The organism is Domibacillus indicus, from assembly GCF_023715895.1.
Taxonomy (GTDB): Bacteria; Bacillota; Bacilli; order Bacillales; family Domibacillaceae; genus Domibacillus; species Domibacillus indicus_A.
Genome location: NZ_JAMBOO010000006.1, coordinates 127290 through 142516, shown reverse-complemented (window position 1 = coordinate 142516; position 15227 = coordinate 127290). Strand labels below are relative to the sequence as shown.

14 protein-coding genes and 2 riboswitches are annotated in these 15227 nt (G+C 46.6%); of the genes, 7 read left to right on the top strand and 7 right to left on the bottom strand.

Annotated elements, in window-relative coordinates; genetic code table 11:
- Nucleotides 1–33: 33 nt before the first annotated feature.
- The 4 genes from M3221_RS12360 to M3221_RS12345 form a co-directional block, all read right to left on the bottom strand.
- The gene (locus M3221_RS12360; protein WP_251272064.1) at nucleotides 34–1722 is read right to left on the bottom strand and encodes a methyl-accepting chemotaxis protein; all 1689 of its coding nucleotides are present in this window, start codon (nucleotides 1720–1722) and stop codon (nucleotides 34–36) included.
- Between the two features lie 137 nt (nucleotides 1723–1859).
- Nucleotides 1860–2309: a C40 family peptidase gene (locus M3221_RS12355; RefSeq protein ID WP_251272063.1), complete on the bottom strand. Its 450-nt coding sequence runs from the start codon at nucleotides 2307–2309 to the stop codon at nucleotides 1860–1862.
- A gap of 556 nt (nucleotides 2310–2865) precedes the next feature.
- On the bottom strand, nucleotides 2866–5043 hold the full coding sequence (locus tag M3221_RS12350; RefSeq protein WP_251272062.1) for a GDYXXLXY domain-containing protein: 2178 nt from the start codon (nucleotides 5041–5043) through the stop codon (nucleotides 2866–2868).
- 25 nt (nucleotides 5044–5068) lie between these two features.
- Nucleotides 5069–5782, bottom strand: a complete 714-nt coding sequence (locus M3221_RS12345; RefSeq protein ID WP_251272061.1) for a TspO/MBR family protein — start codon at nucleotides 5780–5782, stop codon at nucleotides 5069–5071.
- 137 nt (nucleotides 5783–5919) lie between these two features.
- Between M3221_RS12345 and M3221_RS12340 the strand changes: the two genes are divergently transcribed.
- Nucleotides 5920–8073: a DNA topoisomerase III gene (locus M3221_RS12340; protein WP_251272060.1), complete on the top strand. Its 2154-nt coding sequence runs from the start codon at nucleotides 5920–5922 to the stop codon at nucleotides 8071–8073.
- Between the two features lie 164 nt (nucleotides 8074–8237).
- Entirely contained in the window at nucleotides 8238–9146 is a 909-nt protein-coding gene (gene metA / locus M3221_RS12335) for a homoserine O-acetyltransferase MetA (protein ID WP_251272059.1), read from the top strand.
- A 95-nt stretch (nucleotides 9147–9241) separates the two neighbouring features.
- Here metA and M3221_RS12330 read toward each other — a convergent pair whose 3' ends face one another.
- A complete protein-coding gene (locus tag M3221_RS12330) occupies nucleotides 9242–10027 on the bottom strand; it encodes a carbon-nitrogen family hydrolase (RefSeq protein WP_396120277.1) in 786 nt (261 codons plus the stop codon).
- 92 nt (nucleotides 10028–10119) lie between these two features.
- Nucleotides 10120–10221: riboswitch (SAM riboswitch) on the top strand.
- A gap of 72 nt (nucleotides 10222–10293) precedes the next feature.
- On the opposite strand from M3221_RS12330, the gene M3221_RS12325 reads away from it, so the two are divergent.
- The 4 genes from M3221_RS12325 (at nucleotide 10294) to pabC (ending at nucleotide 13651) form a co-directional block, all read left to right on the top strand.
- Entirely contained in the window at nucleotides 10294–10806 is a 513-nt protein-coding gene (locus M3221_RS12325) for a class I SAM-dependent methyltransferase (protein ID WP_251272057.1), read from the top strand.
- Between the two features lie 63 nt (nucleotides 10807–10869).
- On the top strand, nucleotides 10870–12243 hold the full coding sequence (locus M3221_RS12320; protein WP_251272056.1) for an anthranilate synthase component I family protein: 1374 nt from the start codon (nucleotides 10870–10872) through the stop codon (nucleotides 12241–12243).
- On the top strand, nucleotides 12240–12830 hold the full coding sequence (gene pabA, locus M3221_RS12315; protein ID WP_251272055.1) for an aminodeoxychorismate/anthranilate synthase component II: 591 nt from the start codon (nucleotides 12240–12242) through the stop codon (nucleotides 12828–12830). Before M3221_RS12320 ends, pabA begins: the two co-directional genes overlap by 4 nt.
- Nucleotides 12815–13651 (top strand): aminodeoxychorismate lyase, encoded by an 837-nt coding sequence (gene pabC, locus M3221_RS12310; protein ID WP_251272054.1) that lies wholly within the window; start codon nucleotides 12815–12817, stop codon nucleotides 13649–13651. Before pabA ends, pabC begins: the two co-directional genes overlap by 16 nt.
- Here pabC and M3221_RS12305 read toward each other — a convergent pair.
- On the bottom strand, nucleotides 13620–13955 hold the full coding sequence (locus M3221_RS12305; RefSeq protein WP_251272053.1) for a YflT domain-containing protein: 336 nt from the start codon (nucleotides 13953–13955) through the stop codon (nucleotides 13620–13622). The two genes, pabC and M3221_RS12305, sit on opposite strands and share 32 nt — an antisense overlap.
- A gap of 113 nt (nucleotides 13956–14068) precedes the next feature.
- Between M3221_RS12305 and rraA the strand changes: the two genes are divergently transcribed.
- Nucleotides 14069–14551, top strand: a complete 483-nt coding sequence (rraA, locus tag M3221_RS12300) for a ribonuclease E activity regulator RraA (RefSeq protein WP_251272052.1) — start codon at nucleotides 14069–14071, stop codon at nucleotides 14549–14551.
- Nucleotides 14552–14652: 101 nt separating this feature from the next.
- Here rraA and M3221_RS12295 read toward each other — a convergent pair whose 3' ends face one another.
- Nucleotides 14653–14829 (bottom strand): hypothetical protein, encoded by a 177-nt coding sequence (locus M3221_RS12295; protein WP_251272051.1) that lies wholly within the window; start codon nucleotides 14827–14829, stop codon nucleotides 14653–14655.
- 133 nt (nucleotides 14830–14962) lie between these two features.
- A riboswitch (cobalamin riboswitch) is annotated at nucleotides 14963–15149 on the top strand.
- Nucleotides 15150–15227 lie beyond the last annotated feature (78 nt).

Below are 15227 nucleotides of genomic sequence, written 5' to 3'. Positions count from 1 at the left end.
AAAGAGTCTGCGAAATTTTCGCAGACTCTTTTTTTAAAGGCGGAATTGAGCGACAATGCCGTTTAATTTTCCAGCCACTAAGCTCGTTTGAACAGACCGGTCCGCCACGGATTCAATGGCAGAGGAAGTTTGCTGTGCGGCGGCTGATATGTCTACCGTCCGGTCTTCAATCTCACGGATGGCAGCGGCCAGCTGGCTGATTAGTTCGACAACCCGCGCAGAATTGACTGCTTCTTCATGAGTCAGCCGGGATACTCCGTCGATTTCATGCATGGTTTGTGAAACTGCCTCGTGTATGTCGGTTAGTGCCTGGGCAGTAAATTGAACGGTTTTATTTCCGGCTTCAACTAAGCTCGTATTTTCATTCATCGCTTGAACGACATGCTCGGTATGGCCGATAATATCACGGACCAGTTTTTCAACCTGGAGCACTTCGTCATTTGATTGTTCGGCCAGCTTACGGACTTCTTCGGCGACAACAGCAAATCCTTTTCCATGTTCTCCGGCGTGTGCCGCTTCAATGGAAGCATTCAAGGCGAGCAGGTTGGTTTGAGCCGCAATACCGGCAATGGTCCCGGCGATTTGGTTGATTTTTGCTGTAGATTCACTTAACTGATGAATGGTTCTGCTTGTATCGGAAGAAGCGCGTTGAATTTTTTCCATATCCCGGCTGATATCCTCCACTCTGGCACGGCCTTCCTCGGCTGTTTCCATCGTTTTCTCAGAATGATGAACACTAACATCTGCTTTTTGTTTTCCTGTTTGAATGAGGGAAGCTAATTCCTGCAAAAGATCATTCGATTGTTCAGCGCTGACGGTGCCGTCTGATACGGAAGAAGCAACCTCTCCCATGCTGGCAGACACTTGCTGCACAGATGTTTTCATTTCTGTTAAAGACTCGGCTGTATGGGTTGAATTTTGCGCTAACTGCTCGGCTGTTTCTTTTAACGTCCCCATTACATTTCTGAAATTGGCGGCCATTCCATTTAGTGTACGGGCTAAATCACCAATTTCATCCTGCGTCTTATCATACTTGTTTACAACAGAAAGGTTGCCATCAGCTATTTCTTTTGCCTGGTCAATCAAAGCGGAGATTGGTTTTGTTTTGCGGCGGATTAACCATACGGTAACAATAGAAGCGAGAGCCATCGGAATCAAGCTGATTAAAATACCGTTTTTCACAACATCCCACGTCCGCTCGGATACAATGTTTCCATTAAAATCGATGACGCTGACAGCCGCAATTTCCCCATCCACATAAATAGGTGCATAGCCTGACAAGCGGCTCATGCCTCCATACTCATACATTTTAGAGTAGGTAGGATGACCTGTTTGGATCAGTGTGGATATCGCTTCCTCATCAATATAAAAAGAGTCTCCAGCGTTAAAGCCTTTGTCCTTTAAATGATCGTCCAGCGCCAAAATGGTTCCGGTTTGATCAATAATATATTGTGTTTCAAAGATAGCTTTATGGCCAGTGGTCCAGTTTAACTGAGTGCCGAGAGCTTGAGCTGCTGCCTCGTCTCCTTTTAGGACGGCACGCATGGTGTCTTCTGTAATCAAGCCGGTTGTAATATTGGCACAGCCATATGCTTCAATTCCGGCAGCTTCATATAATTTGTCGTAAGCGGTTTTATAAGTAGCAACAGAAGTGATAATGAGCATTGCGATAATAATGCCGATAATGATAACGCCAAGCTGCCATGTAATCGTTCTTTTCATAACCGTGAGCCTCCTGATGGCATAACTGTTTTCTTATTTATACCATAAGTATTATGAAAAAAGTCTGTGTTTTTGTGACATTTTCATTACGAAAAAACGCCCGCCGCTGATAGGATCAACGACGGGCGTTTGAGCTATTAATCTAATGTTTTAGAACCGATATACCGCTTGCTCCAATAAGAGTTAGACGTTTGATCAATCGTAACTCCTTTTGAGGAAGAAGCATGAATAAATTGATTATTGCCAAGGTAAATGCCTACGTGGGAAGCACCTTTTTTGTACGTTGTAAAAAACATAAGGTCGCCTGGCTCCATGTTGGCTTTAGAAACAGCTTGTCCTTTTTTATACATGTCGGCTGCTGTACGCGGCAGTGAATAGCCGGTTTGTTTATGTACGTATTGGATAAATCCCGAGCAGTCAAAGCCTGCCGGTGTTGTACCGCCAAATTGATAAGGTGTGCCAATATGTTCTTTTGCTTCAGCGATTGCCGCTTTAGCGTTGTAAGCTGCATTCGTTTGCTGAGCGGGCAAAAGGCCGCCGAACATGATGAAACAAATGCTGAGGAAGATCGATAATCCTTTTTTCACGCTAGTCCCTCCGGTCTGATCGCCGCTGCTAAACGGTTACATGGTAAGTTGATGTAAATATATCAGAAAATTCCGGACAATGAGTTACAGTTATATGTATTTCATATTACAGTTTCGTGACAAAAGAAACCTGAAATAAGTTGGGTAATCGGAATAGAGAGATATAACTGTTTTTGGGATATCGTTTCATTTTTTTATATGCAAGGGGGGTGTAAGCTGTTTGTATGAGAGCCGATAAGTGAAGCCTGCCGGACTTCCCGCAGGAGTCTTCGTCCGGCAGGCTTCACTAAGTAGTTTTGAAGACCCATAAGCAAGGGCTGGATAGACATTTTCTCTTTATTAAACAGAAAATACGGCCTTATTCGCTCTATACAATCTTGTCGCAAGCCACTTGGCGGCGGGAGGGCGTCGCGGACTCCTATGGGACTAGCGGGCTCAGCGCCTGCCCCATGGAAAGAGGAGCTGCCTGGACGCCGCCGACCCATCCCATTCATGTGCATAGTCATCCATATAAATTGTCTATAGTCTCACAGCACGAAAGAAATCGGGCTGTGTTTTAGCGAATGGTTTCTAAAAGGGCGTCTCCATTTTCAGCGATGCGGATAATCGCATGTGTTTTTTGCTCCCACTTTGTTCCTGTATTTTCAGGAATAAAGAAATGCTCAATACCGAGGGTTAATGTGCCATATCGCCCGGAACCTTTTATAAACAGGCCGTCTGGCTGCTGGTGCGTAAACGTTTCTGCCTGATAGACTGGAATCTGTTTTCCGTTATAGGATATAAACTTTGAAGTAGGCTTTAAGGACACATTGATTTTGCCTTCCGGAGGAGCTGTGGAGCTGTTATAAAATTGATCGCTGTACACTGTACCGATGGTGTAGCCAAGCTGAACATAGTCTCCTTGAATAAGGGAGCGCGGATCCACAGGAGCAAGCTCCAGCGCAGCCACTTCTCCTTTTTGAAGAAGCTGTTCTTTCTGCCAGGCAGTCGTGATTAAAAAGGCAGCTTGCAGTACAAGCACCACTGCAAACAGGCCGGCACTCCATTTTTTTATAGGAACAGGGACGGTGTGTTTTCTTCCCCAGATGAACCAAAGGACGAAAAACAGCAGGCTGATCAGTAAAAAAGAAAGCGACTTGTGCAAAAGCAGCCAGGCGTACTCATAGTATTTCCAGATAAAAAAGGCGATAAAAGCTGCCCAGACCGGCCAGCGGTACAGCCTTCTTTCCGAAGCAGGCTTAAAAAGGTGCCAGAAAATATATAAAAGAAACACGGCATGAAGAAAAAGAGAATCCCAGCCTTTTTCAGTCAGCGAGTAAAGCATAAAGAGAAGGGACAGCCAAAAACCAGCCATGCCGACAGGCTGCTCTTTGAAAGAAAGAAACACGACCGCATTTCCTACAGCAGCCGAGAATAACACCCACGTGCTGACAGAAAGCGATACATCATTTTCAGTCAGCAGGCGTAAAATGCCATACAGAAGCACAGCGTTCGCTGATATATAATAAAGAATGGATTCATTTCGTTTAAAAAGCAGTACAGTCAGCAGCACGAGCGGAACCGCAAGGAGAAAAGCTGTCCAGGTACGATCCCATTCGGACACGAGATAAGAAAACAAAAAGATAAGTCCGGTAATTTGAAGTGTGAGACGGACCACCAGCCACGATTCTTTTTTTACAGCCAGGCCTGCAGCCGTGCAAAGAAGGGCGAGAACGAGAAAGCTGAGCGAAAAGTTTCCGCTGAACCCGAAAAGCATGCCGACAAACGAGCTCAGAGAAAACACGGCAATCAGTGTGCCGATGAATGCCAGGGCTCCTGTGAAAAAAGTAATCGTGTACCGTCTCCATTTATGATCATGCATGCTGCCGGAAGAGGCAATTTTTCGAAGGCCGATAATACTAAAAGCAAAAAGTAAAAGCAGCATCGGAAAACCTGTGTAAAAAATAAATTCTCCAAGCAGCTGGTAGGTCATGTAAAACACGTTCGGAACCACGTACAGCCCGAAAAACAAAAGATGAACGCCTAATTCAAATGGATGGCTTTTTTGTGAGCCGATAAACGCTCTCCAAAACAAAACGATAAATACAATATACGCAGCATGAAGCAGCAGAAAAACGGCACGGTAATCGATATTGCCGGCAAGCGTATCATAAAGCATATGCGTATCGAGCAAATAAACCGCGCACCCCTGCATGATAACCAGAGATATAAACGAAAGCTTTTCTTCCTGGAGTTTGCGCCAGAAAACATAAATCGCTCCGTGCAAAAGAATGGCCCCTAAATAAATGAGCAGCTGCTCACCATCCGTGTAGGTAATAAAGGCACCGGTTGGATACAGCTTCAGCCAGAAGGTGAGCTCAAACAGTAAAAATGCGAGCCAGTATAGCGGCCGATAACGGGTAAAGGCGGCCAGGAGAACGGCAGGGATCAGTGTAACGAAAAATAGCACGTATGAATCCGCATGTGAGTTATACATCTGGCCAATGAGCGCGGCGGCGACCGCAAACGCAACAACCGACAGCAGCAGCCACCAGTTGCCGAGATACGCAAATGTGCGGCTTCTGCGGTATAAAAAAGCCAGTATGGCACAAAGAAGCAAAACCGATATGCTTAAGCCGATTTTCACCGGACGGTCAAGCCCGGGCCAGTTGGCGGCGAAAAAATAAATAATGGCAGCAAAGAAAAAAATGAGGCCAAGTAAATAAGGAATGTCGCCTTTTTTTTGCGCAAACATCGGTATTCCTCCTCTTCTTTTTCTTTCAGTATACTATTTTTTTGCGTGAGAAGAGACAAGAGAGAAAAACAATTAAAGCGGCTCCGACGGCTGTAAAGGCGATAAGAGGCTCATCTGTCCAGTTTCGGACTGCGATGCCAGAGAAGGCCCAAACAAACACAAGTGGATACACGGGGTCCCGGTGTGCAAAGCGGAATGTCACAGCCAGTACAGAAGCTAAAACAATCAGAAGAATCGTCCAGATGGCAGCCGAAAGGCCAAAGCCGTTCCATTCATAATACGTTAAGGTATAGCTTATATTAGCCATTACAGCCACGCTGACCCAGCCGAGATAAACTGAAAATGGAAACCGGTCCCAAAAAGAAAAGTGTTCCCTTTCTATGCGTGAATAAATGATGATAAGTGAAACGAGCAGGGCGATGATCACCAACGTACTAAGTACAAAAAACTCATAGTGCCAAAGAAAAATCCATGTTGCATTAAAGGCGCAGCTGAATAAAAAGGGCACATGAACCTTCCGATCAATATGAGATGGTTTGAAGCCCCGAAGCAGCCAAATAAGCAGTAGGAAATAAATAAATCCCCAAATCGAAAATACATAGCCGGCCGGTGTGAAAAGAACGTTTATTTTGTCGGAAATCTCGCCGGTCGTCTGTCCATTAAGGGGGATAGCGTTTGCCAGGCTGTTTACGGCCACAACGACAAGAAAGCCAATTAAATTAAGCCAAAAAATTCGCACAAAATCGCCTCCTTTTTTCGTTCTTTTCCCTTTTACTTATATGCGCTAACCCTTGTCCTTTTTCTGGTTACTATTTCAGAATAATTTTTAAGTGTGTGATATAATAGAAACAGTGCACCAATAGGAAGGATGGTTATATGAGCAAAACCGTTGTACTTGCAGAAAAACCATCCGTTGCCCGTGATATTGCCCGCGTTCTAGGATGCAGCAAAAAAGGGAACGGATTTTTAGAAGGAAATCAATATATTGTCACATGGGCGCTTGGCCACCTTGTGACACACGCAGATCCGGAGGGCTACGGCGATCAATATAAAACGTGGAACATAGCGGATCTGCCGCTTATGCCAAATACGTTGAAAACCGTGGTGATCCGCCAGACGAGCAAGCAGTTTCATGCGGTAAAAGCACAGCTTCTGCGAAAAGATGTCTCGACCATCGTCATTGCGACCGATGCAGGACGTGAAGGAGAGCTGGTCGCACGCTGGATTATCGACAAAGCCCATGCGAAAAAGCCGGTGAAGCGTTTATGGATTTCATCTGTGACAGATAAAGCGATCAAGGAAGGGTTTCAAAAACTTCGCGACGGCCGTGAATACGAGAACCTGTATCGATCTGCCGTTGCCCGGGCAGAAGCAGACTGGCTTGTCGGGATCAATGCGACGCGTGCTTTGACAACGAAGTATAATGCGCAGCTGTCATGCGGACGTGTTCAAACGCCAACGCTTGCCATCATTGCCAAACGGGAAGAGGAGATCAAGAATTTCCAGCCGAAGAGCTACTATGGCATCCAGGCATCTGCAGGCGGTATGAAACTGACGTGGCAGGATGCAAAAGGAAACAGCCGGACGTTTTCAAAGGAAAAACGTGATGAACGGATAGAGGTAATCAAAGGCGCCAAGGCAGTGGTTACGAATGTGAAAAAAACAGCGAAAAAATCATATGCCCCAGAGCTGTATGATTTAACGGAACTGCAGCGTGATGCGCATAAGCTGTTTGGCTACTCAGCGAAAGAAACGCTGAATGCCATGCAAAATTTGTATGAGCGCCACAAGCTTGTTACGTATCCACGCACAGACTCACGCTACCTCCCGCAGGATATGGTGTCTACCTTAAAAGAGCGGGTGGAAGCAGTAGAAGTGCGTCCGTATACACCATTTGCGGCAAAAGTGCTGCGCCGCGGCATTCAGCCGGGCAAATCGGTTATAAACGATGCAAAAGTAAGCGATCACCATGCCATCGTGCCAACCGAACAGCCGCCAATACTCAATGAGCTGAGCGATAAAGAGCGGAAAATTTACGATTTGGTCGTAAAGCGTTTTTTAGCTGCGCTTCTCCCGCCATATGAATACGAGCAGACGGTCATTGAAGCCAGCATTGGCGGAGAAATATTTACCGTTAAAGGCAACGTGGTCAAGTTTGCCGGCTGGAAGGAAGTATATGGCCAGGATGAAGACGCGGAGCCATCACTGCCGGCTGTTGAAAAAAATCAGCAGCTGCCGGTAAGCAAGCTGATTCCGACAGAAGGGGAAACAACGCCGCCGCCGTTTTTTAATGAAGGCACTCTTTTATCAGCTATGGAAAATCCGTCGAAGGTGATGAATGTGGACCAGGACGTGAAGAAAACATTAACCGAAACAGGCGGGCTTGGAACGGTGGCGACTCGTGCGGATGTGATTGATAAGCTGTTTAATACGTTTTTAATTGAAAAGCAGGGGCAAAACATCCGTGTGACTTCTAAAGGAAAGCAGCTGCTTGATCTTGTTCCTAAAGACCTGCAGACGCCGGCGCTGACAGGGGACTGGGAGCAAAAGCTTGAGAAAATCGCGAAAGGAAAGCTGGAATTTGAGGCGTTTATGGCGGAAATCCGCACTTATGCAAAAAGTGTAACAAATGAAATTAAAAACAGCGATGCGAAGTTCAAGCATGATAATGTGACCGGCAAGCAATGCCCTGAATGCGGCAAGCTGCTGCTTGAAGTGAATGGGAAAAAGGGTAAAATGCACGTGTGTCAGGACCGCGAATGCGGCTACCGCAAGCAGGTTGCCCGTGTAACAAACGCGCGCTGCCCGAACTGCCACAAGAAAATGGAAATGCGGGGCGAAGGAGAAGGCCGCTTGTTTGTATGCAAATGCGGCCACCGCGAGAAGCTGTCTGCATTTGAAAAACGAAAGCAAAAAAGTGGCAAGGGTGCGGCAACGAAGCGCGATGTGAATCAGTACCTGAAAAAACAAAACCAGGATGAACCGGTGAATACGGCCCTGGCAGATGCACTGAAAAACTTAAAACTATAATCGAACAGCCGTTTCAAATTATTATTTAAGAATAATAATTTGGGGCGGTTGTTTTTTTCTGAAAAAGGTGTCTATAATGATTTCAGAAACAAGAGCAGGGGATATCTACTTGGCTACTGTTTGTATCGTTTGTTTATTCATTATGACTTGTAGGGAGGAACATTATGCCGATTAATATACCGCATCAGCTGCCGGCACGCGAAGTGCTGGAAAGAGAAAATATATTCGTCATGGACGCGGATCGTGCCAGAACGCAGGATATTCGTCCGCTTAATATTTTAATTCTGAACTTGATGCCGGAAAAAGAAAAAACAGAAGCTCATCTTTTGCGTCTTCTTGGTAATACGCCGCTTCAAGTGAATGTCTCGTTTTTATATACGGCCACATATGAATCAAAAAACGTAAGTAAATCCCACCTCGAGCAATTTTATATTACGCTTGAAGAAGCGAAAAGCCGCCGTTATGACGGCTTGATTATTACTGGAGCGCCGATTGAGCTGATGGAGTTTGAAGCGGTCAGCTACTGGGCGGAGCTGCAGGACGTTATGAACTGGGCAAAAACAAATGTAACGTCTACTCTGCACATTTGCTGGGGAGCACAGGCAGCGTTGTATCACCATTACGGCATCGGCAAGTTTGAACTGCCGAAAAAATGCTCTGGTGTATACGAACATGCAATCACCGATCCGACTGTAAAACTACTGCGCGGGTTTGACGATGTATTTTCGGCACCGGTTTCCCGCCACACAGATGTCAGCCAGGAAGCGATTGAGGCGAATGATGAACTGATTTTGCTCGCTTCTTCACCAGAAGCAGGCCCGCTGCTCATCATGTCAAAAGATGCGCGGAATATTATGATTACCGGACATCTTGAATACGATGCAACTACGCTCGCGGAAGAATACGAGCGTGACTGTGCGAAAGGCCTTGAGATAGACATGCCGGAAAACTACTTTCCAGGCAACAACCCTGCTAGTCGTCCGCCAAATAAATGGCGCTCTCACGCTCATTTGCTTTATTCAAACTGGCTTAACTATTACGTCTACCAGGAAACACCGTACGAATGGAAATGAAAGAGCAAGACCGTCCACGCATAATGGGCGGGTTTTTGCTTGCCCCGGGCTCCATAAAAAAAGCGCTGCCGGCATGTGCCGGCGGCGCTTTTTGCTTAATAAAACGATGTTCTTCTGTCTTCGAAAACAGGAATGCGGCTGCGGATTTCATCAATCGCACCAAAATCTATTTCACCGGTAAGCATTTCCTCCGCTTCGCCTGCTTCAGCAATCACTTCACCCCACGGGCCGATAATCATAGAATGCCCGGCAAACTGATTGTCAGGGTCGGAACCAGACCGGTTACAGGCGATCACATAAGCCTGATTTTCAATCGCGCGCGCCGTGAGCAGTGTTCGCCAGTGATCTACACGGGCGAGCGGCCATTCGGCAGGAACAAATAAAACACGGGCGCCGTTTACAACTTGTTTACGGAACCATTCCGGGAAGCGAATGTCATAGCAGATAAATCCAGCCATCTTTTCATCGGCCAGCTCAAACAAACCATCTTCCTCGCCGTCAATTAAATATTTCTCCTCATGCATGAGCCGGAACAAGTGCAGCTTGCTGTATTCATGAATGAGGCGGCCGTCTTTGTCAACGATAATCATTGTATTTTTAACACCGCTGCCCGTATCATTGGCAACCGATCCGCCAATGATGTGCATGCCGTATTTTTGAGCTGCCTCTGTTAAAAACTGCTTGGCCCGCTCTGCTCCGCGGTCCGCAATTTCATTCAGGCGCGTTAAATCATAGCCGGTTGTCCAAAGTTCTGGCAGCACAGCCAGCTCGCAGCCGGCTTCGCTTGCTTTTTTTAAAAAGTCTGCCGCCCGGCTGTAATTTGCTTCCGGGTCGCCAAACGCTATATCCATTTGCAGACAGGCAATTTTCATGTTTTTCATCTCCGTTGTCTTTTTAAAAATTGTAACATGGTTGACAGGGAAAATGAAACATGTCATAATCCTCCTTAACAAATAAACGGACAATTACATACATCTTATCAAGAGCAGGTAGAGGGACAAGCCCTATGACACCCGGCAACCGACCTATAGCAGGCACGGTGCTAATTCTTGCAGCGAAAGCTGAGAGATAAGAAGACTAACTAGAAAACCTTTCTTCTTATTTCGTGAAGAAAGGTTTTTTTATTTTTAAAAAGGAGGCGTCGGTCATGACCGTCAAAAACAAAACAGACAAGCCGTTAAAGATTGAACAAGGAAATTTATATACTACTATTCGACCTCAGCAGGGAGAGCGTGTCATGATTATCGGCGGCTCTGAAACGCTGACAGCGCGGTGTTCAGACGCAGGCGCAGCCGTTTTGCCGGTCGTTTCGTTTGCGCAGGTTCAGCAGCATGAATTTGATACGGTAGCAGCGCCGCTGTCTGTTCATCCGTATGCGGACGGAGCACAATGGACCGCTAAAGCCTATGAAGCGCTGAAAGAAGGGGGCCGGTTTGTTGCGGATTTTGCAGAATCAAGCTCTCTGCCTTCGGCATCAGACTACCCATACGCCGAATCACTTGCCGGTTACTGGGAGAGACTAAAAGCGGCCGGCTTTTCCACGATCTTATTTCAGCAGCTGTCCGCCAAGTCGGCACAAGAAGCTGTATTAAACGGCTGGACAGAACTTGTATCGTCTAAATATCCCGTTACGGTCAATCGTTTTATCGCTGTGAAATAACATTTTCAAAATGGGTGCCGCCGTATTATGATAAGGGCAACAACATGCGAAAGGTGGCACCACGTGAACATTTTTTACCGAAAAACGTCATATACACATGAACAATTTTTTCACCAATATACAGCACTTTCAAAAAATGAGTCCCATCATGCACTGCTTGAAAGCGGCCGGGGCGGCCGCTATAGCTTTGCCGGTATTCAGCCTTCTGCCATCGCGGTTTCCGCTGAAGAAGGACTTGTTGTAAAAAAAGATGGGAAAGAGAAGCGGATAGCCGGCAATCCGGTTCATGCGCTTGTTTCGCTTCTTGATGAACGCAAAGTACTGAGGAAGGAAGGGCTGCCGGATTTTCAAGGCGGCGCTATTGGCTGGATCAGCTATGACTATGTCCGGTTTATCGAAGATCTTCCGGATCACGCTGAGGATGATACCGGCCTGCCGGATACATGCTTTTTGTTTTTTGATCAGTGGGCGGCGTTTGATCATCACACGAATGAGCTTTTTGTAATGCAGCTTGCCGAAACGGAAGAAGGGCTGGATGAGTGGTTTGAAGCATGGTGTGACCCAGCCGGACCGGTAGATTGGACATCTGGACAGGGAACGGATAAAACAGACGTTTCTTTCCCGGAGGAACAGTTTAAAGAAGCGGTTGAACGGATTCGTGAATATATCGCGGCAGGAGATGTGTTCCAGGTGAATTTATCGGTTCGCCGTGCCCGTCCCCTCACCGTACCGCCGCTTGCTGTGTACGCGGCGCTTCGTAACTTGAATCCTTCTCCTTATATGGCTTATATTCAAACACCGGACTTTCAAGTCGTTTCCGGCTCGCCGGAGCTGCTGGTGAAAAAAAGTGGACAGAAGCTGTCAACCCGGCCGATTGCCGGGACACGTTCACGCGGTAAGGATGACGCTGAGGATGAGCGTCTTGCAAAAGAGCTCATCGACAATGAAAAGGAACGAGCGGAGCACGTAATGCTTGTGGATTTGGAGCGCAATGACCTGGGCCGTGTTTCCCGCTACGGCTCTGTTCATGTGGATGAATTTATGGTCATTGAAAAGTATTCACATGTCATGCACATTGTGTCTAATGTGTGCGGAGAGCTGGCGGAAAAGAAAACAAATGCTGATGTGATTGACGCTGTTTTCCCGGGCGGAACGATTACCGGCGCGCCAAAAGTGCGGACGATGGAAATTATTGAAGAGCTTGAGCCGGTACGCCGCGGCATTTACACAGGCTCCATCGGCTGGATTGGCTATAACGGAGATATGGAACTAAACATTGTCATTCGTACCATGCTTAGTGCGGGCGGCTATGGATATGTCCAGGCCGGTGCAGGCATTGTCATTGACTCAAAGCCGGAATATGAATACAAAGAGTCGCTGAAAAAAGCAGCCGCCATGTTAAAGGCGATGGAACTTGCGGAGGATGCACACACATGATTTTGATGATTGATAATTACGATTCATTTACGTATAACCTTGTTCAATATCTTGGAGAACTTGGTGAGGATCTGGTTGTCCGGCGGAATGATGAAATAACCGTTGCCGCCATTGAGGAGATGAAACCGGATTTTGTGATGATCAGCCCGGGACCGTGCACACCAAATGAAGCGGGGATCAGCCTGGAGACAGTTGAAAAGCTGTCAGGCCGGGTTCCGCTTTTTGGGGTTTGTCTTGGCCAGCAGTCGATTGCACAAAGCTTCGGTGGTGATGTTGTGCGCGCCGAGCGGCTGATGCACGGCAAGACGTCGCCTGTTTTTCATGATGGCAAAACCATTTTCAAAGGACTGCCAAGCCCATTTCGGGCAACCCGTTATCATTCACTGATTGTAAAAAGAGAGACACTGCCGGACTGCTTTGAGATATCGGCCTGGACAGAAGAAGGTGAAATTATGGCCATCCGCCATAAAACACTCGCGGTGGAAGCGGTCCAGTTTCATCCAGAGTCTATCATGACCGAATATGGAAAAGAAATGCTGGAAAACTTTATGGATACGTACAAGGAGCGGCCATGTTCACATACGTAAATGGACAGGTTATCCCGAACAGTGAAGTGCGTATTTCTCCGTTTGACCATGGGTTTTTATATGGTGTCGGCGTATTTGAAACGTTTCGCACGTATGACGGAACGCCTTTTTTACTCGACGAGCATCTAAACCGGCTCAATCGAAGCTTGCAGGAGCTTCATATTGATCTACACGTTGCGCGTGAAGAAGTGCTGGATATTTTAGCGCAGCTGGAAGAAGCAAACGGATGGCGTGATGCGTACATCCGGTTTAACGTGTCAGCCGGAGAAGGAGACATTGGGCTGCAGACCGCTCCGTATCAAAAACCAAATGTGATCGTGTTTCAAAAAAAGCTGGCACCTGCCGGGCCAATGGCCGAAAAAAGGGGTGTTTGGCTTGAAACGAGGCGGAACCGTCCGGAAGGTGAAAGCCGGCTGAAATCCCATCATTATTTAAATAATATTTTTGGGAAAAGGGAAGCCGGGAGTGATCCTTCTATAGAAGGGATATTTTTGACCGAAGACGGGTTTGTCGCAGAAGGCGTAGTATCGAATATGTTTTGGATTAAAAAAGGAACGCTGTACACGCCAGCGCTCCAAACAGGTATTTTGGGCGGCGTTACCCGCCGATTTGTCATGGATATTGCCCGTGATACAGGTCTCCGCTTTGAGGAAGGCCTGTATACGCCGGCCGAGGCAGAAGCGGCGGACGAAGTGTTTGTAACCAATTCCATTCAAGAAATCGTACCATTGCGGGCACTTGGTGAAAAGGCATTTCCGGGTGCTGCCGGCGAAGCAGTGCAGCTATTATTTAAGCAGTACCGGAGTGCTGTTCGTCAGTGACGAGCAGCACTTTTTCTTTTGCGAGCCCTTCATGGTATTTTTCCGCATCTTCTTCGGATAAGCCGAAATCAATGAGTGCATCTTTGACCGGCTTTTCACGGGTGAAAATTGATTTTACTTTTTCTTTTAAGGAAGGACCGGCTGTTTCTACGTTTGCTTCCGTCCGATTTTGGATGGTTAAGTATACATCGGCATCCTTTGTAAGGGCTGTTATTTTAGCGGGATCATATCCTTCTACTTTTAAATCTTCTATTTTACGAATCACATCAATTTCTCCATCAAATAAGCCAATTACCTGTTTCATGATAAACCTCCCTGCAAAATGAATTATCATTCTTTTCCCTGGGTTTTCTCCATGAAAACCTGGAGGGATCAACCAGGTTTTGTCGAACCTAAAGGAAAAGGGAGATGATAAAGGTGATTAAAACAGCTGATTTATGTGATTATTATGCAGAAGAACTCACGCTCGTCGGACTTGAGCTGAAGTCATACGGGGGCAAAAAGCAATTTCATGGGCCTATTTCAACCGTGCAGGTATTTGAAGACAATGTACTTGTAAAGCAGGCGTTGCAGACGATTCCATCCGGGCATGTTCTTGTAGTGGATGGAGGCGGCTCAAAAAACTGTGCACTTGTTGGCGATTTGCTTGGTGCGATTGCGGAAGAAAGAAAACTTGCAGGCATCATTGTCAATGGCTGTGTGCGTGATACAGCAGAGCTTGCCAAACAAAATATCGGTGTTTTAGCCCTTGGCAGCAACCCGTTTAAAAGTGTGAAAAAAGGCGAGGGAGAAAGGGATATTTCGGTCACATTTGGCGGCGCTGAATTTGTGCCAGGGCAATATGTGTACGCAGACGAAGATGGCATTCTGATCGCTGAAAAACCGGTACACGAAAAGTAAAGTTCGGGAGTGGATCGTTTTTCTTCCTTATTATTATGTTTTTAAAACGTGCAGAAAAACGGCTCCAACATATTGTTTATGGTGGAGCCGTTTTTTTCTTTTTAAAGTTTGTCATCATGTGAATGGTCACGATGATTAATAAATTGGCCCTCTTCATCTGGCGGCCTGTCAACTTTAGGCGCATCGGCAGGATAGGATGAGCCTCGGATAAAGCGGATTAGGATAAAACCTACAATGATGATAACGGCCAAAATCAGAAAGACTGTTAGTCCGTTCATGGAGCCCGCCTCCTTTATTCCTTCTCTTCCACTTATTTTAAACAATAAACCTTTATCTCACTCTTCAAAACGGAATATTCAAAAAGTATTCAGTTTCGACTCTTCTTCGGGTATAATGAGCGATGACGGAAAACATATAGGAACTGAGCAAGGTGAAGCCGCTTTGTGCGGATTCTGAAAAGGGAAGCTGGTGAAAGTCCAGCGCGGTCCCGCCACTGTAAATGGGAGCACCCGGCAGACTTGCCACTGTGCAAAAGCACGGGAAGGCGCCGGGTGTGATGAACATAAGCCAGGAGACCTGCCTTGCTCATGCACCAAAAACCTGCGCGGATAGGTGGTGTGACGAACCCTGATTTCGGGTTCTTCATGCGCCTTTTTTTAAACAGAGGTGCTTTTTT

What these genes read in the sequence shown, in the direction of transcription:
- M3221_RS12295 (WP_251272051.1), bottom strand. Translation starts at nt 14,829, where the DNA reads ATGAACGGACTAACAGTCTTTCTGATTTTGGCCGTTATCATCATTGTA.
- pabC (WP_251272054.1), top strand. Translation starts at nt 12,815, where the DNA reads ATGTTCACATACGTAAATGGACAGGTTATCCCGAACAGTGAAGTGCGT.
- M3221_RS12325 (WP_251272057.1), top strand. Translation starts at nt 10,294, where the DNA reads ATGACCGTCAAAAACAAAACAGACAAGCCGTTAAAGATTGAACAAGGA.
- M3221_RS12330 (WP_396120277.1), bottom strand. Translation starts at nt 10,027, where the DNA reads ATGAAAAACATGAAAATTGCCTGTCTGCAAATGGATATAGCGTTTGGC.
- pabA (WP_251272055.1), top strand. Translation starts at nt 12,240, where the DNA reads ATGATTTTGATGATTGATAATTACGATTCATTTACGTATAACCTTGTT.
- M3221_RS12305 (WP_251272053.1), bottom strand. Translation starts at nt 13,955, where the DNA reads ATGAAACAGGTAATTGGCTTATTTGATGGAGAAATTGATGTGATTCGT.
- M3221_RS12340 (WP_251272060.1), top strand. Translation starts at nt 5,920, where the DNA reads ATGAGCAAAACCGTTGTACTTGCAGAAAAACCATCCGTTGCCCGTGAT.
- M3221_RS12360 (WP_251272064.1), bottom strand. Translation starts at nt 1,722, where the DNA reads ATGAAAAGAACGATTACATGGCAGCTTGGCGTTATCATTATCGGCATT.
- metA (WP_251272059.1), top strand. Translation starts at nt 8,238, where the DNA reads ATGCCGATTAATATACCGCATCAGCTGCCGGCACGCGAAGTGCTGGAA.
- M3221_RS12350 (WP_251272062.1), bottom strand. Translation starts at nt 5,043, where the DNA reads ATGTTTGCGCAAAAAAAAGGCGACATTCCTTATTTACTTGGCCTCATT.